General features: G+C 49.7%; 23 protein-coding genes. 17 read left to right on the top strand and 6 right to left on the bottom strand.

Annotated elements, in window-relative coordinates:
• Positions 1-140 precede the first annotated feature (140 nt).
• Entirely contained in the window at positions 141-1,400 is a 1,260-nt protein-coding gene (gene hisS, locus RIG61_10355) for a histidine--tRNA ligase (protein ID MEQ9619562.1), read from the top strand.
• 39 nt (positions 1,401-1,439) lie between these two features.
• Here the strand turns inward: hisS and RIG61_10350 are convergent, their stop codons facing one another.
• Both RIG61_10350 and RIG61_10345 read right to left on the bottom strand, forming a co-directional pair.
• The gene (locus RIG61_10350; GenBank protein ID MEQ9619561.1) at positions 1,440-1,967 is read right to left on the bottom strand and encodes a hypothetical protein; all 528 of its coding nucleotides are present in this window, start codon (positions 1,965-1,967) and stop codon (positions 1,440-1,442) included.
• 351 nt (positions 1,968-2,318) lie between these two features.
• A complete protein-coding gene (locus RIG61_10345; GenBank protein MEQ9619560.1) occupies positions 2,319-2,753 on the bottom strand; it encodes a hypothetical protein in 435 nt (144 codons plus the stop codon).
• A 357-nt stretch (positions 2,754-3,110) separates the two neighbouring features.
• Between RIG61_10345 and RIG61_10340 the strand changes: the two genes are divergently transcribed.
• The 3 genes from RIG61_10340 (at position 3,111) to RIG61_10330 (ending at position 8,580) form a co-directional block, all read left to right on the top strand.
• Entirely contained in the window at positions 3,111-5,588 is a 2,478-nt protein-coding gene (locus tag RIG61_10340; protein MEQ9619559.1) for a HEAT repeat domain-containing protein, read from the top strand.
• A 172-nt stretch (positions 5,589-5,760) separates the two neighbouring features.
• Positions 5,761-7,014: an MFS transporter gene (locus RIG61_10335; GenBank protein MEQ9619558.1), complete on the top strand. Its 1,254-nt coding sequence runs from the start codon at positions 5,761-5,763 to the stop codon at positions 7,012-7,014.
• A 90-nt stretch (positions 7,015-7,104) separates the two neighbouring features.
• Positions 7,105-8,580: a hypothetical protein gene (locus RIG61_10330; GenBank protein MEQ9619557.1), complete on the top strand. Its 1,476-nt coding sequence runs from the start codon at positions 7,105-7,107 to the stop codon at positions 8,578-8,580.
• 161 nt (positions 8,581-8,741) lie between these two features.
• Here the strand turns inward: RIG61_10330 and RIG61_10325 are convergent, their stop codons facing one another.
• Positions 8,742-9,737, bottom strand: coding sequence for a zinc-binding dehydrogenase (locus RIG61_10325; GenBank protein ID MEQ9619556.1), 996 nt, complete (start codon positions 9,735-9,737; stop codon positions 8,742-8,744).
• A 181-nt stretch (positions 9,738-9,918) separates the two neighbouring features.
• On the opposite strand from RIG61_10325, the gene RIG61_10320 reads away from it, so the two are divergent.
• Complete coding sequence (locus tag RIG61_10320) at positions 9,919-10,200, top strand: twin-arginine translocase TatA/TatE family subunit (GenBank protein ID MEQ9619555.1); 282 nt, start codon at positions 9,919-9,921, stop codon at positions 10,198-10,200.
• Between the two features lie 61 nt (positions 10,201-10,261).
• Positions 10,262-10,861: a 50S ribosomal protein L11 methyltransferase gene (locus RIG61_10315; protein ID MEQ9619554.1), complete on the top strand. Its 600-nt coding sequence runs from the start codon at positions 10,262-10,264 to the stop codon at positions 10,859-10,861.
• Positions 10,862-10,872: 11 nt separating this feature from the next.
• Here the strand turns inward: RIG61_10315 and bamA are convergent, their stop codons facing one another.
• Positions 10,873-12,768, bottom strand: a complete 1,896-nt coding sequence (gene bamA, locus RIG61_10310; GenBank protein MEQ9619553.1) for an outer membrane protein assembly factor BamA — start codon at positions 12,766-12,768, stop codon at positions 10,873-10,875.
• Between the two features lie 235 nt (positions 12,769-13,003).
• Between bamA and coxB the strand changes: the two genes are divergently transcribed.
• The 7 genes from coxB to RIG61_10275 are packed head-to-tail and all read left to right on the top strand — an operon-like array spanning position 13,004 to position 19,391.
• Positions 13,004-13,942 carry a cytochrome c oxidase subunit II gene (gene coxB / locus RIG61_10305; protein MEQ9619552.1) on the top strand — a complete coding sequence of 313 codons (939 nt, stop codon included), beginning with the start codon at positions 13,004-13,006 and terminating at the stop codon, positions 13,940-13,942.
• The gene (ctaD, locus tag RIG61_10300) at positions 13,939-15,609 is read left to right on the top strand and encodes a cytochrome c oxidase subunit I (GenBank protein ID MEQ9619551.1); all 1,671 of its coding nucleotides are present in this window, start codon (positions 13,939-13,941) and stop codon (positions 15,607-15,609) included. Before coxB ends, ctaD begins: the two co-directional genes overlap by 4 nt.
• 11 nt (positions 15,610-15,620) lie before the next feature.
• Positions 15,621-16,172, top strand: coding sequence for a heme-copper oxidase subunit III (locus tag RIG61_10295; GenBank protein MEQ9619550.1), 552 nt, complete (start codon positions 15,621-15,623; stop codon positions 16,170-16,172).
• Positions 16,173-16,205: 33 nt separating this feature from the next.
• Positions 16,206-17,063 carry a cytochrome c oxidase assembly protein gene (locus tag RIG61_10290; protein MEQ9619549.1) on the top strand — a complete coding sequence of 286 codons (858 nt, stop codon included), beginning with the start codon at positions 16,206-16,208 and terminating at the stop codon, positions 17,061-17,063.
• Between the two features lie 55 nt (positions 17,064-17,118).
• On the top strand, positions 17,119-17,439 hold the full coding sequence (locus tag RIG61_10285; GenBank protein MEQ9619548.1) for a hypothetical protein: 321 nt from the start codon (positions 17,119-17,121) through the stop codon (positions 17,437-17,439).
• Positions 17,414-17,923, top strand: a complete 510-nt coding sequence (locus RIG61_10280) for a Rieske (2Fe-2S) protein (protein ID MEQ9619547.1) — start codon at positions 17,414-17,416, stop codon at positions 17,921-17,923. The genes RIG61_10285 and RIG61_10280 overlap by 26 nt, the downstream gene beginning before the upstream one ends.
• Before the next feature lie 49 nt (positions 17,924-17,972).
• Positions 17,973-19,391: a cytochrome b N-terminal domain-containing protein gene (locus RIG61_10275; GenBank protein MEQ9619546.1), complete on the top strand. Its 1,419-nt coding sequence runs from the start codon at positions 17,973-17,975 to the stop codon at positions 19,389-19,391.
• On the opposite strand, the gene RIG61_10270 is transcribed toward RIG61_10275, so the two are convergent.
• Together RIG61_10270 and RIG61_10265 are read right to left on the bottom strand one after the other, a co-directional pair.
• Positions 19,392-20,711 carry an NAD(P)/FAD-dependent oxidoreductase gene (locus RIG61_10270; protein ID MEQ9619545.1) on the bottom strand — a complete coding sequence of 440 codons (1,320 nt, stop codon included), beginning with the start codon at positions 20,709-20,711 and terminating at the stop codon, positions 19,392-19,394. It abuts the gene before it with no gap.
• Between the two features lie 168 nt (positions 20,712-20,879).
• Positions 20,880-22,448 carry a DegQ family serine endoprotease gene (locus RIG61_10265; GenBank protein ID MEQ9619544.1) on the bottom strand — a complete coding sequence of 523 codons (1,569 nt, stop codon included), beginning with the start codon at positions 22,446-22,448 and terminating at the stop codon, positions 20,880-20,882.
• A 213-nt stretch (positions 22,449-22,661) separates the two neighbouring features.
• Between RIG61_10265 and RIG61_10260 the strand changes: the two genes are divergently transcribed.
• The 4 genes from RIG61_10260 to RIG61_10245 all read left to right on the top strand — a co-directional run bounded on the left by RIG61_10260 (position 22,662) and on the right by RIG61_10245 (position 26,382).
• Positions 22,662-23,291, top strand: a complete 630-nt coding sequence (locus tag RIG61_10260) for a MarC family protein (GenBank protein ID MEQ9619543.1) — start codon at positions 22,662-22,664, stop codon at positions 23,289-23,291.
• Positions 23,292-23,516: 225 nt separating this feature from the next.
• Positions 23,517-24,089 (top strand): sigma-70 family RNA polymerase sigma factor, encoded by a 573-nt coding sequence (locus tag RIG61_10255; GenBank protein ID MEQ9619542.1) that lies wholly within the window; start codon positions 23,517-23,519, stop codon positions 24,087-24,089.
• A 1-nt stretch (position 24,090) separates the two neighbouring features.
• Positions 24,091-24,948, top strand: a complete 858-nt coding sequence (locus tag RIG61_10250) for an anti-sigma factor (GenBank protein MEQ9619541.1) — start codon at positions 24,091-24,093, stop codon at positions 24,946-24,948.
• An 84-nt stretch (positions 24,949-25,032) separates the two neighbouring features.
• Entirely contained in the window at positions 25,033-26,382 is a 1,350-nt protein-coding gene (locus RIG61_10245) for a hypothetical protein (GenBank protein ID MEQ9619540.1), read from the top strand.
• Positions 26,383-26,420 lie beyond the last annotated feature (38 nt).

Raw genomic sequence — 26,420 nt, 5'->3', positions numbered from 1 at the left:
CTTTGTATTCCGGAAACGCGAATTAGAAATAGAGTTGAGCTTAAGATATAATTAGCGGGAATTTAAGTAAGCTTGGAAAAACCGTCCGTCCGCATCGAAACGAATATTATAGGATCAAGCGCCGAGATCAGGGGAGTTAAATGAAAGTAAGATCGATCAGGGGATTCCACGACATTCTGCCCGATGATATCAAAAGATGGCAGCACGTCGAGGAAAAGGCCAAAACCGTATTCGAGCTGTACGGGTTTTCCGAGATAAGAATACCGGCGATCGAATTCACCGAGGTATTCGCGAGAAGCCTGGGTACTACAACCGACATAGTAGAGAAAGAAATGTACACATTTACCGACAGGGACGGCTCCTCCCTCACGCTCAGGCCTGAAGGGACGGCCGGGGTCGTAAGGGCGTACATCGAGAACTCCATGTATGCGAAGTCACCCGTCACCAAGCTCTACTACGGGGGAATGATGTTCAGACACGAACGCCCCCAGAAAGGCCGCTACAGGGGATTTTACCAGATCGGGGCCGAGGTCTTCGGAGCTGAAGAGCCGTATTCGGACGCGGAAATTATAGCGATGCTGTGGAGGTTCTTTGATGAGATCGGACTCGCCTCCCGCCTGAAGCTCGAATTGAGCTCGCTAGGGGACGGAAACTGCAGGCCGCAGTACAAAGAAAAGTTAATCGAATTCTTCGCGCCGAAGAAAGACGAGCTCTGTGAAGACTGCAAGAGAAGGCTCGAATCGAACCCGCTCAGGATTCTCGACTGCAAGCAAAAGGGCTGCCGTCAGATAGCGGAGAAAGCGCCCGTCATGCTGGAGAACCTGTGCGCTGAGTGCAACGAGCATTTCGAAAGCGTAAAGGAGAACCTGGAATCCGTAGGCGTTCCCTACACCATAAACCCGAAGATCGTAAGGGGTCTCGATTACTACACGAGGACGGTTTTTGAAATTACCACTGAGGAGCTCGGAGCACAGAACGCGGTGGCGGCCGGGGGAAGGTATGACGGACTCGTTGAAGAGCTCGGCGGGCCCTCAACGCCGGCGGCAGGTTTCGCGCTGGGCATGGAAAGACTCGTACTCCTTCACCAAAAAGCGGTACCTGGAGGGTTTGAAAAAGAGGTACGGGTCTTTATAGCTCACCTGGGAGACGAAGCCAGGGCAAAAGCATTCTCACTCGCTTTTGAGCTCAGGCAGAGCGGCGTCCCTACCGAGATTGACTACGGGAGCAAGAGCCTCAAGAGCCAGCTCAAGCGCGCCGACAAATCGGGGACAGAGTACACATACATAATCGGCGAAGACGAGCTTGCGAGGGGAAAGGTGAAAGTAAGGGATATGCTCGAAAGCTCTGAAGAAGAGATTGATTTTGACGGCGCCGTAAAACTGCCCCTAAAAAGATCGTGATCACTCAGCATGGAACCAGCGGGCAAAGTCGTAGAGGCCTCAGTTTTGCCCCTTATCCGCCTTACCCGAATTTACGGACAGATAATCCTCGATGAACATATCCGTTAGCTCCGACAAATTCGTGCCTACACAAATTTTTAGCCCGTCCGTTCTGCACGAAAGGAGTTTTCCGACCGACCAGGTAGCGGCTGCCGTGGTAATGTTCCGACCGAGTTTTTTACCGAAAAGCACTACCGTCTGGTAAAGCTCGACATCGAGGAAGACAGCGTAATAATCGGCACTTGCGGATTTGCTGGCAATTACCTTTATCAGGAGATAAGATCCACCGAAAACCTCGAACCATTTACGCTCCTCAAGGAGCATAATGTTTGCCTTATCGAGCTTGCTCTCGACCAAAGCCTTTATATCCTCTTTTTTAAGGCCGTCCTCTACGGCGCTTGCCGAAAGCTCATCGACAATAACCGCAACCCCTGTAACATCCGAAAGCGTATCCTTTCCCGCGCCGTATGCGGAGAAGCTCTGAAATATAATAATAATTAAAAGATGGAAGAAGCATAAAGTTCTCAAACCGTCTATAAATATATTGTGAATCGGCGAGAATGTAAAAACACGAGGTTCGAAGCCGCTGACTATCCCCGGATGATCGCGAGAGAAACCCGGGCACGGTTTGCAGACTCAGGAAGCGAGGATCGTGGAATTCTCCACGCAGAACCCGCGTAGCAGCTCCGGCTTTTTAGCGACTCCTTCTATCAGAGAATATTGAGGCCCGGCAGCATGAAACCTAAAGCCGCACTGCATCAAGATCAATAGACAGATCCAATAATTATTACAATTTAGACCCGATAGTTAAACGAGGCAATCAGGGAAGAATGAGTTGTCGAGCCCGGAAGCGGAAATCCATCCGGCGCTTTACCCCCTTCACCGCTCTACTTTTTTAAAGCACCTGCCGCAGAAGCTGGTCCCCTCAAAAATTTCGGCCCCGCAATCGCAAACACCCACTACACGAGGCTTGGCCAGAGCCATGACACTGCCGAGCGCCTTCCGGGCGTTTAAATGAACGAGCCTCAGTTCCTCCTCCCACTGCTCGATCTCGGCCTCAATCTTCTCTATATCAGAGCACTTCGCCTCAATATTTTCAGGATTAATTTCCCCTTTGTGCTTGTATGTTCTGTAAATAGCACTCCCCATCTCATACACTGTATTTCTTCTATTCTTCCTGAGCTGCCTGATTGTATTTTTGATTTTGAGAGTGTCGTACGCCTCTTTCGATCTTATATTAACTATTCTTAAACCTTTATTTATTCCGGTTTTGAACCTGTCAACTATTTCGCGCGTATCCAGAAGTTCAGCCATTAATACCCTCCTTAAGCCTTTTGATCTCTTTTGTTTTCACTTTATGGAAAAACCCTGATAAAAAGATACTCGAATATTGTGGAAGGTTAAACGTAAATTGCGGCATACCTGCTGAAAGCTCAAACACACTGCAATTTTACGCTGCGGCTTAAAATAGATTGACTGCCGTTAATGATAAGATAATCTTTTCTGAATTCGGATTTTTATGTGAGTTTGGCAATCGATTTTTATTAAAGGAGTCATTACAGGATTCGGTTATATAATTATAGCTTCTGATAAACCGTGCGCTCCGATATCCAGGGAAGGCGAATTCCATAGTTAATTCCAATTTTTCATGAAGCCCAGGGGAGATATTGTATGAATTTAATAAAGAGGAAGACTCACAGGTCTCAGACGGCGAAGCCCGGTTTTAAAGAGATATTGTTATGCTTTTCATTACTATTAATAATCGCAGTCGGTTCAGCAACAGATTCGGCAACCGCTGAACCCGCCGCGCGGGAAAATCCCTTTACGGCGAATGAAAGCGCCGTGGTTTATGAAGAATGGGAGATTGAATCACTAAAGGGAGCGCTCGATGATCCCGATCCCCGCGTCAGGGCGGAAGCAATCCGGAGTCTGGCCAAGTCCGGAGACGCCGACAATATCCCACAGCTTGAGAAACTAATTAAGGATAAAAATCTCGGGGTCAGAAAAGCTGCCCTTTATGCAGTCGGCAGCATGGACAATATACCGGACAATCTGACTCCGCTCTTGATTGAAAATCTCGGGAACGAAGATTCCAATGTCAGGTTCAGTGCAGTTTCAGCACTGATGAAAACGGGAAATCCGGATAGCCGGCAGATGGATTCCATTATTCTGCTTTTAAGGGACGATTCAAACAGAGTCAGGATGGGGGCGACGACCCTGATAGCGGAAAACGCCGGAATTTTCAAGGAGAAAACCCCCGCAATACTTGAAATGCTCGAAGATGAAAACCCGAATGTTCGCTCCGCCGCCGTTCGCACGCTCGGCAGGATGGGGCAGCCCGCGGAAAAGCACATAACACAAATTTCCAAACTGTTAAACGATGAGGACAGCCGGGTAAAGGCAAGCGCTGCTTTTGCGCTCGGCGATTTTGGAAAACCCGCGGCGAAACAGTCAAAAGAAATAGCGAAATTATTAGAGGATGAGAATGCTAACAATAATGTAAAAGCCGCGGCGTTAAAATCATTGGGGGGGATCGGGGATATCCCAAAAGAGGAACGAGAGCTGGTGGTACAGTATATAAATAGCAATAACCAAAAGCTCGCCCGCGCGGCCCTTAATGCGACCGGAAGTATTGGCAAACAAAACAGTGCAATTATCGAGTCGGTTAGTCTTCTTTTGGGCGATCCTGATCCGGGTACAAGAAAAAACGCTCTCAGAGCTCTCGGAGAGATTGGGGAGGCGGCCGGGAACAAGGCTCCTGAAGTCGCCGGGCTGCTGAGTGATTCAGAACCCTCCGTGCGGATTACCGCAGCCTACACACTCGCCAAACTGGGCGATGCGGGGAAGAAACAAGCTCCCAAGGTAGAAGAGCTCATAAATGACAAAAACAAGCAGGTTGTAAGAAGCGCTATTAAAACAATGAACGAAATGGGTTATGTCCCGAAAGAATCGCTTGACACTATAACCAAGCTCCTTGTAGGCGGTGACAGGTTTACACGGATAGACGTCGTTTATGCCGTGAAAAACGCCGGGGACGAGGCGATACCCCATATGCCTTATGTAGTCGATTTATTGAAAAACAAAAATATTAAATACCGCAATACGGCAATTTTCTTACTTGGAGAGATGGGAGAAAATGCGCGTGAAATTGCCCCTGCAGTGGCCGAGCTTCTAAACGACCCCAACCCCGTCATACGCTCCTCCGCTCTCCGCGCCCTGGGGAACATGGGAGCCACCGCCGATGAGCAGGCGCAAAAAATATCGGAGAGATTAAAAGATTCCGATCCGGACGTACGCGCGGACGCCGTGGATGCCCTGGGGAAAACCGGAGTGTCCGCCGAAGCCTATGTTCCGGAAATATCAAAACTTTTGAAGGATAGCTCCAAAAAAGTACGCATCAAAGCTCTCCGTACCCTCGGCAGCATCGGAGACGAGGCGGGTAATCAGGCCCCCGAGATTGCATCACTTCTCAAGGATGAGGACAAAATCGTCAGGTCAAGCGCCGCGCTTGCTCTCGGCAACATGGGTGAAAACTCCAAAGCACAAATACCGCAGCTGGCCGCCTATATCAAAGAACTAAACAAAGATCAGTCCGGAAACCAGAAGAACTTGCTTGCGGCCCTCGACGCAATGGGGAAAATCGGAAACGGATCAAGCGAGGGAGCCGAAGCCGTGGTCGAGATTCTATACGGAGAAGACCCGATGCTTCGAACTGCGGCCAGACAAACCCTGCGCGATATGAGCCCCCTCGGTAAAGAGGCGGTAGTAAGGATTCTGGGATCTACATATTATTATCCTTCCAGCACCGCTGACCTCAGATTACTCGCATATTACGCGGCGGGAGGGGATGAGGAACTGGAAACTATTATCAAATGGGCCGGCAAGGATGCGGGGGAAGCGCCATCCGAAATGGACAGGGCAAATAGTATCGAGACGCTTGAGATTTATCTCGACAACTGGAGGCTTGCGAATGGAAACGAGAAAATGCAAGAGGATTTCGCGGACAGAATAACCGGGGTAGTTCAGGCGGGAAATTGGACAGGCGACGACCTGCCGCTTCTCCAGAAAGCCCATGATACCCTTCTGGTCGGAGAATATACCGACCGGGCAGACTTGATAATTGAAGAAATCGTTCAAATCAAGCGTTGAACGGTAACGGAAATAACGGTTTCCTCAGATCCGGTAAATGCGCGCGTTTTAAAAACCTTATTTATTTTCAGGTAACATACCTCTTTAACCTGTGACGGTTTAAATATTTGAACTCTACTAAACCTTTGGCCAAACGGTCTATTCTAACAATCCTGCGGAGAAGGTATATCGAATGTTCGGGAAAAAAATATTTTACGGCTGGTACATAGTTGCAGCCTCTCTCGTAATCATCATCTTGGACGGACTTCTCCTTTATTCCTTCGGTGTTTTTCTGCCTTATTTGAATGAGGACTTCGGGCTAAGCCGGGCAACCGGATCATCCCTGTTTTCCTTCAGATCCCTGGTCCAGGCGCCGGGATTCATCCTGGCCGGAAGGCTTATAGACAAGTTCGATCCGAGAGCGGTCATATTCGGAGGAGGTTTAATCGCGGCGCTCGGAATGTTTTTTTCGGGAGTAGCGACCAGTAGCTGGGAGCTCTACGTATCGTACGGATTTTTTGTGGGACTCGGAGACGCGGTATTGTACATTACCTGCGTCGCCGTCGTCAGCAGGTGGTTCGTCCGCAGAAGGGCACTGGCCATAGGCATTATCACAACAGGGGTTCCCCTGAGCGGTTTGATAACAAACCCACTTACCGCCTGGCTCATAAACGGCTTCGGCGTCAGAAATGCCCTCTTCGCTCTTGGCGGCATTATGATTGTCGCACTTCTCGCCGCGTTCGTGCTAAGGGCACGCCCGGAGGATAAGAACCTCAAGCCCTACGGGGAGGAAAATGACGGGCATGAAGACAAAAAGAACCTTGCCAATGAAATGGACGAAAGGGATTGGACGGCCCGCGAAGCCCTATCGACTCCGGGATACTGGCTCATGTACTCTATGTACTTTCTCGGATTTACAACTTTTCTAATAATAGTGACGCAGTTCTATAATTTCGAGATCGACCTCAAGATCCCCGCAATCGCGGCAGCCGGCCCCGCAGCCGCGATTGGCCTCGGCAGTATAATCGGGAGGACTATTCTGTCATCGATACTCGCAGAAGTGCTGGAATACAGAAAAGTGATATTATTCTGCTTCCTGGCGCAGGGAAGCTCAATAATACTGCTTCTGATATTCGAGAACATCTGGGCGTTTTATATTTTCGGATTTCTATTCGGGTTCTTCTACAGCGCGTGGGTGCCGTTCTTCCCCACGCTTCTGGGTAAATTTTACGGCCTCGGCGCGTTGGGAACAATATACGGAATATTCGGCACCTCCTACTCGATTGCGGCAATCGGCGGACCCCTGATCGCGGGGTACGTTCACGACATTACAGGAAGTTATTTCTATCCTTTCCTCTTTACGGTATTCTGCTGTTACCTGGCGGCGGCAGGCGCCCTTTTTATTAAGGCCCCGGTTCATAAACCCGGCAAAACCGCAAGAGCCTGATCTTCGCAAAACAATCGCATTTTAATGGACCGGTCATTATTATATTTATGGCCCGTTCCCGGTTAATTTAACGGATAGGAAGGATAAAGAGTGAATACCGCTCAGGAAATCAGATCAAGGGGAGAGAAGCTTCTCACGAGCTTACTCCGGGAGCGCTTTCTGAATCTCACCGGTATAAAACACGGTTCGGACTCGGCGGCTATTTTCAGCTCCAACAGGGACTTCGAAGAACCCGGGCTTTTTCATTCCCTGAACGAAATACCGGCGGAGGGCCGGGAGATCAGGACACGCAATCATCTCCTCCGCGCTTTCCTGGCAAATTCGTTTATAGGCGCCGGGACTTCGGCAGCCACAGACAAAATACTCACGTTCTGGGCCGCAGAGTCAATCCGGGCCGGAAGAAAAACAATACCTCTCAGATCCGCAGAGGCGGAAATAATAAACGAGCCGAAAAAACACAGAAGGGATGAGATAGCTCTCGGACGGGAGCAAAAACTGAATCAGATCATGCCCGCCTACCGCCTGAGGCTCGACACCGTTTCCATGTGCTCGGAGACGCTGGGGTTCCCGGATTACAATGCGCTGAGGGCCGCAATCGACAGACTCAATCCGGATTATCTGACCGGGCAGGCCGGACAATTTCTAAAGAACACGGATTATATCTCAAATGATATGCTGGGCTGGTTTTTCTCAAGAAAAATGAACATCGATATCGAGGACGCAACATTCTTCGATATGGCTTATCTGTTTAACTCGGAGGAATTAAGAGGATATTTCCCCAAAAGGGATTTGATGTCTCTTGCGATGCCTATCCTGGAGGAGATTGGGCTGAAGACGGCTATGAACATAAGGCTCGACACTGTGAAAAGGAAGGGGAAAACAGTTGACGGTCTCTTTTTCCCGCTTAACCCTCCTCTCGAAGCAGCGGTCTCAATATACCCCGTGGGGAGCGTACGTGATTATGAATCGTTTCTCGATTCCCTGGGGGCATCTTTATGTTACGGGTTTACGGAGCCGGACCAGGACTTTGAAATTAAATTTCTCAGGGAAGACGCCCTCGTCCGGACATTTTCCGAGCTGTTTAAGAATCTTTTATTCGAACCAAAATGGCTCAAGAAGTATCTGAGGCTCGACTCGGACAGGGACTTTATATCCTTCCTTTATCTCAGGCGACTGATATCTGTAAGGGTTAACGCGGGCAGGGTTCTGTACGAAGCCGAGCTTTACAGAAATCCGGGTTCAGGCGACCTGCCCGGCGCGTACAGTCAGATAATCGGGAACGCCGCCCGCTGCTCGGTGAGCGAAAACGACTATCTGAGCGATATCGATATCTGCTCCGCCTCGGCTTCACGTTTTAAAGGCGTACTTGCCGGGATCAATCTAGGCGGTTATCTCAGGGAAACCTTCGACGAGGAGTGGTGGAGGGTGCCGGCGGCGGCAGAATTCCTGAAGAGCGTCTGGCGGGAAGGCGGCCTCATGACTACTAAACATTTATCAGACAAAATCAGGAGGGATAATCCGAATGAAGAACTACTATCCCGCGTCTTCGAGCAGGTATTGAGCTAAACTTACCTGTCGTTTCAATTTATCCGCCGGCTTGAAAAGATCGCCCCGCATCGATTACGGCAGGAATTTACACCGTGGAAAAAGGTGCTTCATCCGCCTGAATAGAGCATGTAATTTTAAACTGCGTGCCGCACAGCCGTCCCGTACCCGCGTTTATATTCCTACGGATTTAATACGACTTTTCCGAACTGGCTTCTGTCCTCGAGCATTTTTTGAGCCTGCGCCGCCTCCGATAGTGGAAACGTCTTGTCAATCACAGGTTTTATTCTTCCAAGCGAAACCAGATTGATCGCGTTTATGAGATTACTGCGAGGCGCGTTGAATACCGTAACACCCAGAATCGAGAGGTCTCTCACAATGACAGGTCCGAAATTAAAAGTAGTCTGTCCTCCGCCCACGACGCCTACAAGGAGAATCCGTCCGTTGCCCTTGAGAGACTTCAGATTGTTTTCCCATGCGGAAGCGCCTACCTGATCGAAGATCAGGTCAACACCCTTATTATCTGTAATCTTCTTTACCTCTTCCGCAAAATCGGAAGTATTGTAATTTATCGTAGCGTCCGCTCCGAGCTTTTTAACTTTCTCAAGCTTCTCATCGCTTCCTGCAGTCGCTATCACCGTAGCCCCGCCTTCCTTGGCGACCTGCACGGCCGCGCTTCCGGTACCGCTCCCGGCGGCGTGAACAAGGACAGTTTCGTCCTTCTGCAGGTTGCCCCTGTCGAAGAGACCGTACCAGGCGGTAACATAACAAATGGGAAGCGCCGAAGCATCGTCATAAGACAGTTCATCCGGAATCGGCACGACGTTAGCCGCGGGCACTTTAACGAATTCGGCAAAACCTCCGTAGAAATTAACCCCCATTACGGAAGGGCCTTTGCCGGTTTTGACCGTAGGATCTATAACGACCCTTGTTCCGGGGGTGATATCCTTGACATTTTTCCCGACTTTTTCCACATCGCCCGCGGCGTCCACGCCGCCGATGTGAGGGAGGTCAACCGGCCTGGGTGATTTCCCGGACCTGAGCCTCAAATCCAGGTGATTAAGGGATGCGGCTTTTACCCTGACCAGCACCTCATCATCACCGATCTCGGGTTCAGCCACGTCTTCGTATTTCAGTACATCCACTTCACCGAATTCATGATAACGTATCGCTTTCATATCTGGCTCCTTAATAACCGGGAATTTAATTACAATGGAATTAATTTTACTATATCCGATAAAAATGTGTAAGGGAAAAAGGATGCACCCCGTCAATCGGACTTTGTTGAAGATACAGGCTAATTGAGGTAGCCTTTCTGAAAGGCTGGCCGAATCGATAAGCGGCCCAAAGAGATATAATATGTTCGGAATCGGAACGAGCGAAATTTTAATAATTCTCCTTATAGCCCTGCTTGTACTCGGGCCCAAAGAGATACCAAAGATTGCAAAAACCCTGGGCAGAGGTATGAGGGAGCTCGAGAGGGCGAAAAACGAATTAAGACAGTCCATAGAGTTTGAAGAGGAGCAGGATGAGACGTCCGCCAAATCTTCCCCGGACGCCGAAGATCCCAATGAGGAGAAAACGGATAGCCGGGAGGATGATTTAAAGGATATAAATGATCTGCCCTCGAAACATGTTTGATTAAAATCTCCCCGAATTCAGGCAGCTTTCATGCTTCCCCGACAATATAAAGAGAAAAGAAATGAGCAAGGTCCCGGTTTTCGAATACTATCCTGACACTTCAGAAATCCCGCTAAGGCTTCCCGACGGGGGTAATATAACCATAGAGATCAATCCCGGATGGGCGTTCGGAAAGGGTTTTCACCCGACCACAAAGCTTTGCATTAACGCGCTCGAAAAACTGTTCGCCGAACATGAATCAGGTTCTGAAAAAATAGAGACAGTGCTCGACGTCGGGTGCGGCACGGGGGTGCTCACGATCTCTGCGGCCGCTCTCGGAGCCGGGAAAGTAATTGGTATCGACATCGATAACACCATTGTTCTGGAAGCCCGGTCGAATTTGGAGAAAAACGGGGTTTTTGGCAAGGCGGACGTAATTTTAGGCTCGATCGAAGATGCCCGGGGCCTGTTTGATTTGATAGTGGCAAATATACTGGCGGGATCCATACTCGCGATCAGCGGCCAATTTGAAGAAAAGCTGAAGCCGGGCGGACTGCTTCTTCTCTCAGGGATCAAGGACGGGGAAAAAGCACAAGTGATCGAGAGATTCAACGAACTTGGTTTTTCCAGGATGGGGGAATCGGCGGAAAAAGGCTGGGTTTCACTCATTTTCAGGCTTTAACAGAGGACAAATCAGAACGCCTGTCCGATACTGATAAAGAACTGGACTCTCCTTATTCCCGGCTCGGGATTAAGCGCATACCCAACGTCAAACCTCACAGGCCCGATAATCGTATCATATCTAAGACCCACGCCGGGCGCGTATTTTAAATCGTCCAGCATGAAAGCCCATTGGCCCGGAAAAACATTTCCGTAGTCCAGGAAAACAACTCCGCCGAAATCACCGTAGATCGGGTACCTCGCCTCGAAACTACCCACTATGAGGGTATTACCGCCGAGCGGATCATTGTTATCGTCCAGCGGGCCGAGCTTCTGGAACGGAAACCCCCTCATGCTCGTGCTGCCGCCGGCAAAAAATCTTTTGAAAATCGGAATATCGAAAGTCCCCGTAGAGCCGAAAGGCTGAATGACGCCCAGGGTCAGCTTTTTGGCGAATACTGTTCTGAAGTATTTCTTGTAACCCCTTAACTCAAGGGTCCCCTTCAGATAATTGACATCGGAGAGAAGGGGTCTGAACGATGATTCGAGACCAGTCGATACTACAAAACCGCGCGTTGGATTGAGGATACTGTCGGTCGTATCCCTCTCGAGCCCCATATTGAAGAATGTAAGAAAGAAATTTTCCCTGCTCTCGTCCTCAGGCGTTCTGCTCGCGCTTTTCTGGACTCTTGAGAACTGAATGTTGAACGATCCGAATGCAGAGTAATATCTGGCAAAATCCTTTTGAATCTGCGCCGTCGTCAGAAAACTTTCTCCCTCGAAGCTCGGCACGTCGTCTCTCTGAAAATTCAGCGTCCCCGAAAGCTCTGAGTCCGGCCCCAATATGAAAGGCTGAATAACGCTCGTCTCCACCCTCTGGGTGATAAACGAGAATTTACCCGCTACTTCCAACCTTCGCCCGCCGCCGAAAAAGTTCCTTTTAGTCCAGATCACCTGTCCCCTCAGCTTGTCCTCGGTCCCGAATCCGAAACCTACCTTTACGGAACCCTGTTTCCTCTCTTTCACGATTATATTAATAGCGGCGATCTGATCCTTTTCGTTATAGACCGGGTCGATTACTACGGACCTGAAAAGACCCAGCTGAAATATATTGGCCTGTGTCTCGTTTATCTCCGTTAGTGAATAAACTTCTCCCTCTTTGAAGGTTGCTTCCCTCCTGATTATATAGCTCTCGACCTTTTCATTTCCCTCCACGGTGATTTTACCGAATCTGTAAATGAGTCCCGGTTTTATCACGAACTTGGCCCTTGCCCACTTTTCCTTCCTGTTTACCAGAGCCTCGCCTTCTATTTCCGCCTTCGGGTATCCCTCGTCCGAAAGAATATCGGAAATAGCGCCTTTTGTTTGCTGATAGCCTTCGGGAGAGAATATTTTACCGACCTTAAGCGGAATGGCCTTCTCTATATCCTTCTTAGTCTTATCGTTTATGTCCCCTTCGTAGTCCAGATTAAGCTCGGTAAGCTTGACAGGTTTCCCCTCATCGATGCTTATTTTAATTTCAACTCCTGTTTCATCCTTGTTGTACTTAAGCTCGTAGGTGGCTACGGCATCGTAGTACCCGTTACTCGCATAGAGCCTCTGAATCCTGATCATATCGTCCTTCAATACTTCCTCGTTAAACTCGGGCTTCTTGACCCAGAACTTTATGGATGGGAACTCTGTCCCTATGCTTTGCTCTATTTCCTGTTTGGTAACCGCTTTTGCGCCTTTTATTTTAATTTTGGAAATACGGACGACGGAGGTATCCGCCTCGTCAGTTTCTTCAGCTTTATCCGTTTCCTTTACGTCTCCGGTTCCGGCCTCCCGAGAGACTTCATCCGGCTCCTGAGAAAGGGAAAATTCGGGGCTGTTAGCTAAAGCAAAATACAAAACCAAAAATAATAAGAATATCCGAACAAGTTTATTCATTTAGAGGACAAGACTGCGTTTTCAGATTGTATCAAGAATAATATCAGGTTCTATTATGCTGAGCCTGCTTCACTATGCAACATAATACCACAAATTTCGGCAGTATATATGTAAAAATTCCGGCAAGTTAGATGTTTAATTTTATCGAGGGGTTGACAATGAAGGAACTAAGTCTTTATAATGGCTAAAGGCTTATAACTTGCTGTCTTACTAGATATTCACACTACTTGCCATAATGGAAAAATTAGGCGGCCTTTTCAATCCGAGTTCTCTCGAAATGGATGCCATGACCGATTTAACGGTCTACATCATAGTCATTTCGGCGGCCATACTGGGTATTATAGCATTTGCGGTAGCTTACATAATTATTCGGTACAGAAAAAAACCTGGCGATGACACGGAACCCTATCAGGATTTCGGAAGTTTAAAGCTCGAAATAGTATGGACCGCCATACCTGTGGCTATAGTAGCGGTGCTCTTTCTTCTGACCTGCAGCACAATGAATGTCATACAACCCCCGGTAAAAGATCACGAGCCCGATCTCGTAATTACCGGGCATCAGTGGTGGTGGGAGATTTATTATCCCAAGTCAGGCGTAGTGACCGCCAACGAACTCCATATTCCTCTTGGCAAATATCTGCTCATACGTCTCGAATCCATAGACGTTATACACGACTTCTGGGTTCCGGAGCTTGCGAGGAAAATAGACGCTGTCCCCGGACACCCGAACTATATGTGGATTGAAGCGACCAAACCGGGGGTCTATCTGGGGGCCTGCGCCGAGTTTTGCGGAGCACAGCACGCAAATATGCGCATAAGGGTGATTGTGGAGAACGAAGAGGAATTTAAGGAATGGGAAAAACAGCAGCTGGTAATTCCCGCTACACCCAGAGCCGGCCTTGCAGGAGAGGGGGCAAAATTATTCCAGGAAAAGGCGTGCATGAATTGTCACACTATCATGGGCACAGCCGCCGCAGCCAATGTGGGGCCCAACCTGACTCATCTGAACAAGCGCCAGACTATAGGGGCCGGGGTGCTTACAAACAGCCCGGAGAACCTCGCAAAATGGCTCACCAACCCGCAGAAATATAAACAGGGATCATTAATGCCGAACATGAAGCTTTCGGATAACGATGTGCAGGCGTTAGTAGCGTACTTGGAGGCTCTAAAATGAGCAGCAGGATTCCCATAGTTCCGGAAAACACCGAACCCCTGCCAAGGCTTAGGGAAAACGAAGGGATGCTGAGCTGGGTGGCATCCGTGGACCACAAACAGATAGGTATCATGTACCTCATCTGCTGTATGGTTTTCTTTCTGATCGGGGGGCTTGAAGCTCTATTAATACGTATACAGCTTGCTCAGCCAGAATTCGGCTTCCTTTCGCCCGAAGTATACAATCAGATGTTCACAATGCACGGGACCACGATGATATTTTTTGTCGTCATGCCTTTTCTGATAGGAGTGGGGGTCTACCTTGTGCCTCTAATGATAGGGGCGCGGGATATGGCTTTCCCGCGCTTAAACGCCCTCAGCTTCTGGTTATTCGTTTTCGGCGGAATACTCATATACTACAGCTTTCTCACACAGAGCGGAGCCCCGGATGTAGGATGGTTTGCCTACTCGCCGCTAAGCGAAAAGCCCTTCTCGCTCAATAAAGGCCCCACGTACTGGGCTTTGGGTCTGCTGGCGACAGGTATCGGCTCGGTCGCTTCAGGGCTAAACAACGTGGTTACTATCTTAACGATGAGAACGCCCGGGATGACAATGCGGAGGCTTCCTCTCTTTGTATGGATGATTCTCGTCACCTCTTTCCTACTCATTTTCGTAATCCCGATTATCACCTCGGCATTCGCCATGATGCTGCTTGACCGCCTCCTCGGGGCTACGTTTTTTACCCCGGCTCACGGAGGCTCCGCGATTCTCTGGCAGCATTTCTTCTGGGGTTTCGGGCACCCCGAGGTATATATCCTGATACTGCCGGCATTCGGCATCATTTCGGAAGTTATACCGGTCTTCTCCCGTAAACCCATCTACGGATACGAATTCGTCGCGGGCTCCACCGTCGCGATCGGCCTGCTGAGCCTTGGGGTATGGGTGCACCATATGTTCGCGGTAGGGCTGGGAGACGTAACCAATTTGTATTTTTCTTTCGCGAGCATGCTTATTGCCATTCCGACCGGCGTTAAAGTCCTCAACTGGGTCGCCACCATGTGGGGGGGAAAGATAATTTTCGCAACCCCCATGCTATTCGCAACGGCGTTCATTATAGAATTCGTAATCGGCGGCCTGACAGGAGTCGCCATAGCTTCGGTGCCTATAGACTGGGTCGTCACGGACAGCTACTTCATTGTGGCGCATTTCCACTATGCCCTATTCGGAGGCTCGCTCTTCGCAATCTTCGCGGGCGTCTACTACTGGTTCCCGAAATTTACGGGACGCATGATGTCTGAGACCCTGGGCAAGTGGCATTTCTGGCTTACGGTTATCGGATTCAATTTGACATTTTTCATTCAGCATTTCCTGGGCATGATGGGCATGCCGCGCCGTACATACACTTACCACGATTTCCCATATTGGGGCTCAATGAACCTGATATCCACAATCGGGGCAATAGTGCTCGCCGTGTCGGTTCTGGTTTTCGTATGGAACATACTTCAGAGCCTGAAGAGAGGAGAAAAAGCGGGCGGCAACCCCTGGAACGCATGGACGCTGGAGTGGGCTACTACATCGCCGCCGGCCGTCCACAATTTCGACCTTGTGCCGCCGGTCAGGGGAAGGCGGCCGCTATGGGACCTGGCTCACCCGGATATGCCCGACGAGCCTGACGCAAAAGTCGTTTAGGAGAATTCTTAATGGCCAACAATCTAATGCTGGTTAAATTTTTCATCGCTTCGGAATCGATCTTCTTTATAATGCTGATACTTGCGTATGTGAATTTTCACGGCTCCGTCACGGACGGCCCCACCGCGAAGTCGAGTCTGAACCCCTATGTGACGGGAATATTCAGCCTGTTCCTTCTGGCCAGCAGCTTCACCGTATGGCTTGCTGGCAAAAACCTGAGAAATAAAAACCACAGGATGATGAAGTTCTGGATACTGGCAACTATCCTCCTGGGAGCGACGTTCATATTCGGGCAGGGACTCGAATGGGCGGGCCTGATAGATAAAAACATCACTATAAGCCGCAATGTATTCGGCACGACCTTTTTCACTCTGACAGGCTTTCACGGTTTTCACGTCTGTGTGGGACTGCTCATGCTTACGCTATTGCTCGGCCTCGCGATGTTCGGGGATTTCAAGGGGCCCAGATCAGACGCGGTGGAGTGCGTATCGCTCTACTGGCATTTTGTCGACGGGGTCTGGATAGTGGTGTTTTCGGTCATATACCTGTGGGCGTTTTTGTAAGAGCGTGACGGGAAATAAAAAGAGGGGTGCATTATGAACATTTTAGAGTTTCTTACATCTACATGGACTTTTGAGCCCTGGGTTTTAATAACGGCTTTTCTTTTATTGATAACATACGGGGCGGCCTCCGGATTCCGTTTCACGCGAAAGACGGCTCTTTTGACGGCTGGAACCGCCTTAATGGTGATTGCGGTGGTGTCCCCTCTCGACTACCTCGGCCGCAACTATCTGTTCAGCGCCCATATGATTCAGCACATACTGCTGCTGCTTATAGTACCGCTTTTACTGCTTTTGGGCCTTCCCGAATCGGCCGCAAGAAAGGCCCTTGCCGTAAAGCCCCTCGGATCCATAATGGGTATTCTCGGGAATCCGGTAATCGCGTGGTCCCTCGGGGTGGGCTCCATGTGGGTGTGGCACATGCCGTCGCTGCATGACGCCGTTCTCCGGAACGAAACGTTATATATAGCTCAGCAGATAAGCTTCGTATTTATAGGCGCTATATTCTGGTGGCCTGTGTTCGCGCCCGTAAAGGAAAGAAGGCTTGAGCCGCTCAGGTCCACGCTCTACCTTGCCTCGGCGTGTCTGGGCTGCACCGTGCTCGGAATATTAATCACTTTTGCGGGAGCGGGGCTATACGCGGCATATCTCAGCCCTGTGGACTCAGCCGGAATACTTCCCTACCTAAGAAACGATTTATGTCTCACGCCCGGTGTCGATCAACAGATTGGAGGACTCACGATGTGGGTTCCGGGATGCCTGATTTACCTTACCGCCAGTATGATAACGATAGCGGAGTGGTACGGCTCCGCCGACTCCGGAGGGCTTACATCCGCGGGAGCGCGTTCGGGATCACGTGAAAGCGGACAAAACTTACAGCCGGCTGAACGGTGAATTTGGTTATGAGAAATAAGGCAGGCAGCAGACTTTATGATAAGGGGGTGGAGAATTGAGCACCGGCAAGGAGTTTCAGGCTCCGAAAAGCGTGACGCCTGAGAGTGACTTTCAGGCTATGGAAGCCCGCGCGGTAAAGGAGGGCATTCCTCCGGGATGGCACAGGCCGCTTCCCGAAAGGCTTCCGGGACCGGGGTACTGGTCGGCGATAATGGCTCTCGGCATCACCTTCATGCTCTGGGGGCTCGCCGTGGGCTTCAATGAGGTGGTAAGCACGATAATCATACTGTTTTTCATAGGACTTGTATTATTTTTAGTTGCGCTTGCAGGATGGATAGGAGACCTAAGAAATGAACGAAAAGACCAAAACGAGTGACGAATGCAGCAGAAGACAGTTTTTCACGCATTTGAGCATAACTTTGGGGAGTATAGCCGCTGTTATGATTGGAATTCCCATAATAGGCTCCATACTCGCTCCCATTGTCAAAAAGCCGAAACCGGACTGGAGACCGGTTGGTGCTGTGAAAAATTTTACGATAGGGGACACCGTAAAAGTGACCTTCGTTGACGCCTCGCCACTTCCATGGTCGGGCGTTACGGCGGAGACAGCCGCGTGGCTGCGCCGTACTCAGGAGGAAGAGTTCATGGCCTTTTCGGTAAATTGCGCCCACCTGGGCTGCCCCGTGAGGTGGGTTGCCGGCGCCAAGCTGTTCATGTGCCCGTGTCACGGCGGAGTATATTACTCGGACGGTTCGGTGGCGGCCGGGCCGCCGCCCAGAGGATTATACAAATACCCCGTCAGGGTAAAAAACGGGCAGGTCGAAATAAAAACGAGCCCTATCCCCATAACAACTGTATAAGAGAGCAGGATGAAACGAACGGGACTAATATGAAGACGGAGCATATTAAATGCGATTTTTAAGAAGCGCATGGTACTGGTTTGACGACCGGACGGGGATTGCGGGGGCGCTCGGGCCCATAGCGCAGCACGCCGTGCCCCGGAACTCCGCGTCATGGTTCTATGTATTCGGCAGCGCGACACTGTTCGCCTTTTTGCTTCAGGTAGCGACAGGCGTGACGCTCGCGTTCATGTACGTCCCTTCCGCGGGCGAAGCGTATCAAAGCCTCGAATTTATCACCAACCAGACCACTTTCGGCAGAATAGTGAGGGGAATGCACAACTGGGGGGCCTCGGCGATGATACTCCTGGTCGGAATCCATATGATACGCGTTTACATGACCGCCGCTTATAAATTCCCCCGCGAGATGCACTGGATCACGGGAGTGGTTTTGCTGGCGCTTACAGTAGTCATGGGCTTTACGGGACAGGTCGTGAGGTGGGATCAGACCGCCGTGTGGTCGACCATTGTAGCCTCGGAGCAGGCGGGGCGTATCCCGTTCATCGGCGCCTGGGTCGCGGATTTTATAATCGGGGGAGAAACGGTAGGGGGCACAACGCTAAGCCGCATGTTCGCCTACCATGTTTTCATCATCCCCGCCCTACTCTTTATTTTCATCGGGTTTCACCTCTATCTGGTAATCAAAAACGGCATTTCCGAGTTCCCAAAAGCCGGAGAGCCGGTAGACCCCGCAACGTACAGGGAAAAATACGAGTCCATGGTCAAGAGGGACGGCGTCGCGTTCTGGCCCGACGCCGCATGGCGCGACATGGTATTCGGCTTTATCGTCATAACCACTATACTGCTAATCGCAATCATCATAGGGCCGCCCAATCTGGGTCCGCCTCCCAACCCGTCCAACATCGACGCGCTCCCCGTGCCGGACTGGTATTTTATATTCTACTTCGCCTTCCTAGCGCTTATGCCGCCCTCCATGGAGACATACCTCATGGTGTTCGGGCCGCTTGTAGTCGGGCTTCTCCTGTTTATGCTGCCGTTTATATCGAACAGGGGGGAGAGGAGTCCTCTCCGCCGTCCCTGGGCCGTCGCCATAGTAGCACTCACGATAGCGTCAATATCGGGTCTCTGGGCGATAGGGATAAGTTCTCCATGGTCGCCTCATTTCCACGCTAAACCGCTCACCGTGGAAATAATCGGCGCCGACTCGGGCGCCATCTACAGAGGCGGTATGAATTTTAATGAAAAGGGATGCCTCTATTGCCATACGATAGACGGCCACGGAGGAGAAAGAGGACCCAATCTCAGCTATATAGGTGACAGACTCTCGACCAATGAGCTCACCTGGCGAATCATGAACGGAGGGCTTAACATGCCCGGATTCGGAGGTACGCTCAGCAATCAGGAATTAAACGATCTGGTAATTTTTCTCAAGACTAGAAAGAAGGGGAACGAAAACACCGGTCGGTAATCACTTCTTGTCGGCGCCGGTCGTCGCCCCTGAGCGGCGGGGTCTCATCAGAAATTTAAGCTGCACAAGGTCTTTCGGTAGAAATATATCCAGGAACCAGTCTATCGCTACGCGTATTTTTCTGTCCCAGCCGGGCATCTTCCCTAAATAGATACAGCGCCACAAAAACCAGGCAAAGAATCCGGAAAATTTGAGCCCCTTTATCTCTGCCACCGCTGACCTGTGTCCGAGCGGGGCGAGCATGCCCTGAGTTTTGTATATAAAGGGTCTTCTGTCCCCGTCTTTACCGCTTATTGCGGCCGCGACGTTGTAGGCGACCCTTTTCCCCTCCCTTGTGGCATGCTGAGCGGTCGGCGGATACGGTTTTCCCGTGTGCGGGTCGGGAATAACGGCGCAGTCACCCAGAGCCCATACTCCGGGATAGCCGGGCACCTCCATAAATTCATTTACCTCTATCCTGCCCTTTTTGTCCGCGCACGGGAGCTTCGCAACGACCGGCTGAGGGGACGTGCCCGCAGCCCAGATTGCAGTGTGAGTCTCTATCTGTTCCCCCTCAGCTGTCTCCACCAGGTCAGGTGTGACTCTGCCGATCCTTGTCTTCAAGCGGAACTCCATGTCCCTTTTCTTAAGTAGTTTCAGGCCGTAATCGGCGAGGCCCTCGCTCATTTCGTGCATTATTCTGTCTCCGGGATCTATCACAACCACTTTAACCTCACCGGGTTTCACATGCTTAAAAAACCTGCGGCTCGAATCCAGATAATCGTTTAGTTCAGCGGCCACCTCTATACCCGTGTACCCGCCTCCGATTACGGCGAAGGTCAGGAGCTTTTTTCTTACGTCATGGTCCTGTTCCAGCTCGGCCATTTCGAACATATCTATAACATGGCTCCTGAGCACCATGGCATCGGCGAGATTTTTCAGAGGAAAAGAATTATCTTCCGCCCCCTCGACCCCGTGGTAACCGGTAACGGACCCCATTGCCAGAACGAGGTAGTCGTAATCGAGAGTGAAACTTTCACAAGTATCCAGATGGTAGCAGGAAACCGTCTTTGAAGCGAGATCAATATCCTCGACGACCAGCTCCTTGAAGTTGGTCTTATTCAAGCATTCCCTGAGCGGGATAACGACGTGTTTGGCCTCGATACTGCTCGATACCACCTCAGCGAGCATAGAGGTAAAGATAAGGTAATTATCCTTGCTTACGAGCGTTATATCCACATCGTCGCTTTCCTTAAAAATTTTTTCGAGGGTCTGCGCGGCTTCCAGGCCCGCAAAGCCACCGCCGAGTATAACAATACGCTTAGAATCGGTACCGGACATCCGTTTAAGCCCTCCTCCAACTGTGATATAAGGGACTTGCAGTCAGTAACACCTGCCTCCCGGACAAACAGTATCCATTGTCGCATGAAATAACGCTGAATGTCAACAAACACCGGAAGCCGGGCGCAATCATCAAGCCTTAAACGGAAATTATATACCTGTTTCGGATTATTCGCCTTTTGTATCTTCCGCGTTTTTATCGTCTTCAGGCTGCTCGCTTTTTTCCAGCCTGAGCGCGGCATATATAGTGTTCTCTCCTCTCTTGACCAGAAAGAGAGTGGTGCCGCCGGGCCGAGCCTTGTCGAGAGCCTCTGTATAGTCCTCCAAATTGGTTATCTCTTTCTTATCCACTTCCAGCACCACATCGCCGGGTCTTAAACCCGCCTCGGCCGCAGCGCTCCCCCTCTCGACATTAGTTATTATTACTCCCTTGTCCATGTCGAGATTAAAGCGCTTTACAATCCTCGGGTTTAGCTCCGTTACCGTAATACCCAGCTTTTCCTGAACCTTCTCTTCTTCGCTCCGGACTTTTTCCTCTGGCATTTCCGATAGCTTGACCGTAAGGTCCTTTGTCTCGCCGTCATGCAGCAGTTTTATCTTCACTTCGGTTCCGGGGGGCGTGACACCCGCAAGGGTCGTAAGATCGGATACGTCGTCAATCCTGTTGCCGTCGAATTCTATGATGACGTCCCCTCTGGAAATGCCCGCCTCCTCCGCAGGACTGCCGGGAGTTACATCGCTAACGAGGGCGCCCTCGTCTTCCTTGAGATTTAAGCTCGTAGCAATTTCAGGGGTCAGCTTCTGCACATACACACCGAGCCATCCCCTTACGACTTTTCCTTCTTCCTTAAGCTGCTCTATTACGAATTCGGCCATAGTGATAGGTATTGCGAACCCTATCCCCTGCCCCCGGGCGACAATGGCGGTATTAACACCGACCACCTCGCCTTTGAGGTTAAACAGCGGGCCCCCGCTGTTTCCGGGATTAAGGGAAGCATCAGTCTGAATGAAATCGTCGTAAACACCTAGGCCCAGTGAGCGGCCCTTGGCGCTCACAATACCGGATGTCACCGTATAACCTAGCCCGAACGGATTGCCTATTGCAATCACCCAGTCCCCTATTCTCAGGTTATCGGAATCCCCCAATTCGACGGTTTGAAGCTTGCCCTCGGGCTCAAACTTTATAACCGCCAGGTCGGTTTTCGGATCCTTGCCTATGACCTTCGCCTCGTACTTGTCCCCGTTTTCCAATATTACACTTATGTCCTCGGCTTTTTCGACAACGTGATTGTTCGTAACCACGTAACCGTCTTCACTGATTATAAATCCCGAGCCAAGCCCCTGACGTTTGAACTGTTGCTCCGGCATATTTTCGAAAAACTTTTCAAAAAATTCTTCAAAAGGATCGTTTTGCTGAAATGGCGACCTCTGCTTCCTCTGCCTTGAGCTCCTGGGATTAACAACGCTCGTCGTGCTTATATTCACAACAGAAGGCTTGAGAACTTCCACAAGGTCCGCAAAAGAGGGAAATTCTTCCGTCTTTATATCTTCGACCGCTCTCTGATCTCTCTTCGCCTGAGCAGTATCTTGTTTCGGCGTACCGGCTATTTGAGGGGCGGCTTCTTCTTTGACCGAATCCGTGTCGGAAACCTTTGTTCCGTCGGACTTTTCACATCCCGCCGACAGAAAGGAAACCATAAGCGGGATAATTAGTATTAGGGCAAATGAACGCTTCATGCGAACCTCCTTGGTTGTTTCACTGATAGAAATAATATAGCCAGCAAAAACCCATATACAAGCTTATTAATTTACCATACTGCGCTTGACTCTTATTGTTCGGCGGAGACGGGGGAATATTGTCTTGGCTAAAGCCTTAAAAAGATCCGGCGGGCCCGGAGGAGGTTTGACTTTAGTATCGAAACGGTAATAATCAGGGACCAGGAAGGAGCGATGAGCGAAGCCCAAATAGCCACCTTTGCGGTTGCCATGCTGGCTATCACAAACCCCATCGGGAACCTTGCGATCTTCGCGGGACTCACGGGGGATAAAACCGCCGAAGAGAAGAAAAAAACCGCGTTTGTGGCCGGTCTGGCAATTCTTATAATCCTGATAATTGTCACATGGAGCGGGGAGCTCATATTAAAAGCCTTCGGAATTAATATCGCGGCATTTGAAACTGCGGGAGGATTAATAATCGCGCTTATCGGGCTCTCTATGCTTCACGCGAAGACGAGCGGGATACATCATTCCCCCGAGGAGCATGAAGAGGCGAAAACCAAGGACTCCGTAGCCGTAGTCCCGATAGCTATTCCCATAGTGGCGGGGCCGGGAGCTATTACGACTATTGTGGTTCAGGTGCAAAAATCCGGCACGATCGAGGACAAGATAGTAATTACAGTCGTTTCAATCGCCATATCGCTTCTTCTCTGGTTATGTTTTTACTTTTCGGGTCCCGTTAGCCGCCTCCTCGGTGTCACTGGCATAAATATAGTAACCCGTATAATGGGAATCATACTCGCCGCAATCGCTTTTCAGATGCTCGCAAGCGGTCTCAGAACCCTCTTCCCGGGTTGGGCCTAGATAATACCGGGCTTATGAAAAACTAAATCTCCCTCTTTTACGTATCACCGGATATTAAGGAAGACCCCGATACCCCATCCTATGAAAACGAGAGGATTTTTTACTTTAAACATAATTCGGGCCGGTGAAAACGGGCGGCGCACTCAGCACTACGCTTGATTAATACAAATTGACAAAAGCATTGATTTAACTACAATGGTTCATAAGTTCTCCGACTCATTAATCATGGAAAGAAATTCAGATATCAATCCTGATAAAGAATTAATGGCACTCGTAAAAAAGAGAGACAAAACCGCCTTCAGGGAGATATACTCCCGTTTTTCACAGGTCGTATTCAACCTTGTTTACAGAATTCTCAAGGACAGGCAGGAAGCCGAAGAAGTGGTTCAGGAGATATTTCTTCAGGTCTGGAACAAGGCCGATTCATACGACGCCCAAAGGGGCGCTCTCTCAACCTGGATTATCAATATATCGAGGAACAAATCCATAGACAGACTCAGAACCCGGAGTCATAAATTCCAAAATACCGAAATTAATGAAGAAAGATTGAACTCAAAATACGATTTCTCTCGTATATTAGAAAATAGGGAGGAAAGAAGGAAGGTTTTACAGGAAGCCCTTAATACGCTTCCTCAAGAACAGAGAACAGCGATAGAGATGGTCTATTTCGAGGGATTCACGCATGTAGAGACAGCCCAAAAGCTGAATGAACCCGTAGGGACCATAAAAACCAGGATCAGGCTCGGCGTAATGAAGTTAAAACAAAAAATCGCTCCCTATTTCGAGGAATTGAATTAATATGCCTCACAAAAAAGAATACGAAGATCAAATCGCGTTATACGCTCTTGGCCTCCTCGAAGGAGAAGAGTTAAGGGAGGTTGAAGAACACCTGGAATCAGGGTGCGCAATTTGCGAAGGCCTTCTTGAAGATAGCGGAGTTGTATTCAACAACCTTGCGTTCAGCCTGGAAGACTCCCCTCTGCCCGATAACCTCGAAAGCAAAATTTTTGACAGACTGGAAACTACTGAAGACTCAATTGACAGACCTGCGCAGAGCGGTTTCTGGCGGAACATCAAACCCGTGTGGCTCAATCTGGGGGCCGCGGTTTCATTCGCACTGATAGTGTTCCTGATCATATCCAACCTAAACATGAGGAGCAGGTTGTCCTCCCAGGAGGACACGCTCCAACAGCTTCAGGCTAGCCTCGGAGATAAAACAGAAGTGATTGAGAGTATGAAGAATAAATTATCATCTCAGGAAGATACACTTCAGCATCTTCAGGCGAGGCTCGGAGAAGAAACTGAAGTGGCGGAATTCATGATGAATCCGAGAGTCGAGATCGTAAAACTGTCGGATAAGATGACCGATAAAAAGGCTTCGGGAAGACTGTTAATGAACCCGGACACTCATCAAGCCATGTTGATAGTTTCCAACGTGCCTGCCCTGGAGGAAGGAAAAACCTATCAGCTCTGGATAATTAACGAGGGGAAGCCCGAAAGTATGGGCACATTTGATGTCGGGGCGGACGGCAATCAAGTGATGGAGATTAAAAGCATGCCAGAGCCCGTGGAAACGAGCCAGTTTGCGGTAACCCTTGAACCCGAAGGCGGGATGCCGCATCCAACTGGAGATATGTATTTGTTAGGTTCACTTTAAAAGACCGTATAATTTCATTAAAATCAGCCAATAAAGCGGACGGAACATTAGCGCGTATCGATAAAAACAGGGAGGCGCAATTATATGCCGAAAAAGAGCAAGGCGTTAACCGAGCTCAACGACAAGATATCGGAGCACATGAAAATTATTTTAAGGTGCACGAAAAAAACGAAAAAATACGGCACACTTCTTCTTGCATCCCCCCCGGAATCCCGCTATCCGTATGTTTATCCCAGAGACACGAGCTGCGCCGTGCAGCTCTTCAGACGGCTCGCGGGCTCTTCGAACGATTACGACGTTCGGGAAAAGGCATATGAGATAATGGAATCCATGGCTTATTTTATGAAAGGCGTTATTTCGCCCGAAGGCTGCTGGGGACAGCGTTACAGCCTGGACGGAGAGGACAAGAGCATCTACAAGCAGGAAGACAACGTCGCACACGGGATTGCCATAATATGCAACTATCTGCTTACGGCAAGATACCTAAAAAGAGAAGTCAAGGACATGGATAACTTCTTCGCCTGTATCAATAAAGCGCTTGATTACAGTTATAAAGTACTCTACGAGAAGGAACTGAATCTTTTCTATTCCACCACCTCCATACATGAATCGGCCATGGAGGAAGGCTATACTTGCTGGGTTAATTTCACATTCCTCTACGCCTATTCCCTTGCAAACGAGGTTGCGACTAAAAAGGATAAGAATAATATCATAAGGCCTGAATTCCTGAACTTCCGTCACCAGTTCCTCTATTCGGTAAGTGAGCTTTTCATGTCCGGAAACAGATATATCAGGAGGACCGACCCCAATGGAAGTATGGATATGAGGCCCGACTTCACCCTTTTAAGCCCTTTTTATTACGGCTTCCTTCATTATAAAACACAGATGGAAAACAGCGTGAGGTTTATCGAGAAGCAGCTTTGGGACCCGGAGCTCGGAATGATGATGCGCTACCTGCCGTTTTACAAGGATTTCTCAACGCACGTACACGCCGGGAACGGGCCCTGGCTCCAGTACACCGCCATCCTAGCCCAGTTTCACTACTGGAACGGGAATCAAAGCCGCGGGGATGAAATCCTGAGTTCCATAGATAAATACAGAAGCGAGAAGGGAGAGATACCCGAGCACCTGTCAACATGCCAGAGGTTCGAAGAGTTCATGGAAAGGGAGTGGAACACCGGAATCGACTTTCAGAAGGAGTTTTACAAAGAAATTTTGCTGGATAACGTCGACTTCAATAAAATACTCGAAGAAGCGAATAATATGCACCGCTCGTACACCGAGTGCGGAACCAGGTGTATTTTTAGAGACGACACTAGTGCGGAGGGCGGATATATCCAATTCGCCACACCTCTCATGTGGTCCCATGTCGAGTATGCAAGAGCGCTGCTGGTTCGCGCCGGTGACTGGTGGAAAATTCACAAGGAAGAATAGATTTAAGCCAACTGTTATTAAGTACAATATTATGAATC

This window comes from Deltaproteobacteria bacterium, assembly GCA_040223695.1.
Lineage (GTDB): Bacteria > Desulfobacterota_D > UBA1144 > Nemesobacterales > UBA2774 > JAVKFU01.
This window is presented reverse-complemented; position numbering and strand designations above follow the sequence as displayed.

What these genes read in the sequence shown, in the direction of transcription:
- RIG61_10245 (MEQ9619540.1), top strand. Translation starts at nt 25,033, where the DNA reads ATGCCGAAAAAGAGCAAGGCGTTAACCGAGCTCAACGACAAGATATCG.
- bamA (MEQ9619553.1), bottom strand. Translation starts at nt 12,768, where the DNA reads ATGAATAAACTTGTTCGGATATTCTTATTATTTTTGGTTTTGTATTTT.
- RIG61_10295 (MEQ9619550.1), top strand. Translation starts at nt 15,621, where the DNA reads ATGGCCAACAATCTAATGCTGGTTAAATTTTTCATCGCTTCGGAATCG.
- RIG61_10340 (MEQ9619559.1), top strand. Translation starts at nt 3,111, where the DNA reads ATGAATTTAATAAAGAGGAAGACTCACAGGTCTCAGACGGCGAAGCCC.
- RIG61_10270 (MEQ9619545.1), bottom strand. Translation starts at nt 20,711, where the DNA reads ATGTCCGGTACCGATTCTAAGCGTATTGTTATACTCGGCGGTGGCTTT.
- RIG61_10325 (MEQ9619556.1), bottom strand. Translation starts at nt 9,737, where the DNA reads ATGAAAGCGATACGTTATCATGAATTCGGTGAAGTGGATGTACTGAAA.
- RIG61_10335 (MEQ9619558.1), top strand. Translation starts at nt 5,761, where the DNA reads ATGTTCGGGAAAAAAATATTTTACGGCTGGTACATAGTTGCAGCCTCT.
- RIG61_10275 (MEQ9619546.1), top strand. Translation starts at nt 17,973, where the DNA reads ATGCGATTTTTAAGAAGCGCATGGTACTGGTTTGACGACCGGACGGGG.
- RIG61_10260 (MEQ9619543.1), top strand. Translation starts at nt 22,662, where the DNA reads ATGAGCGAAGCCCAAATAGCCACCTTTGCGGTTGCCATGCTGGCTATC.
- RIG61_10315 (MEQ9619554.1), top strand. Translation starts at nt 10,262, where the DNA reads ATGAGCAAGGTCCCGGTTTTCGAATACTATCCTGACACTTCAGAAATC.
- ctaD (MEQ9619551.1), top strand. Translation starts at nt 13,939, where the DNA reads ATGAGCAGCAGGATTCCCATAGTTCCGGAAAACACCGAACCCCTGCCA.
- RIG61_10255 (MEQ9619542.1), top strand. Translation starts at nt 23,517, where the DNA reads ATGGAAAGAAATTCAGATATCAATCCTGATAAAGAATTAATGGCACTC.
- coxB (MEQ9619552.1), top strand. Translation starts at nt 13,004, where the DNA reads ATGGAAAAATTAGGCGGCCTTTTCAATCCGAGTTCTCTCGAAATGGAT.
- RIG61_10345 (MEQ9619560.1), bottom strand. Translation starts at nt 2,753, where the DNA reads ATGGCTGAACTTCTGGATACGCGCGAAATAGTTGACAGGTTCAAAACC.
- RIG61_10290 (MEQ9619549.1), top strand. Translation starts at nt 16,206, where the DNA reads ATGAACATTTTAGAGTTTCTTACATCTACATGGACTTTTGAGCCCTGG.
- RIG61_10250 (MEQ9619541.1), top strand. Translation starts at nt 24,091, where the DNA reads ATGCCTCACAAAAAAGAATACGAAGATCAAATCGCGTTATACGCTCTT.
- RIG61_10320 (MEQ9619555.1), top strand. Translation starts at nt 9,919, where the DNA reads ATGTTCGGAATCGGAACGAGCGAAATTTTAATAATTCTCCTTATAGCC.
- RIG61_10280 (MEQ9619547.1), top strand. Translation starts at nt 17,414, where the DNA reads ATGAACGAAAAGACCAAAACGAGTGACGAATGCAGCAGAAGACAGTTT.
- hisS (MEQ9619562.1), top strand. Translation starts at nt 141, where the DNA reads ATGAAAGTAAGATCGATCAGGGGATTCCACGACATTCTGCCCGATGAT.
- RIG61_10265 (MEQ9619544.1), bottom strand. Translation starts at nt 22,448, where the DNA reads ATGAAGCGTTCATTTGCCCTAATACTAATTATCCCGCTTATGGTTTCC.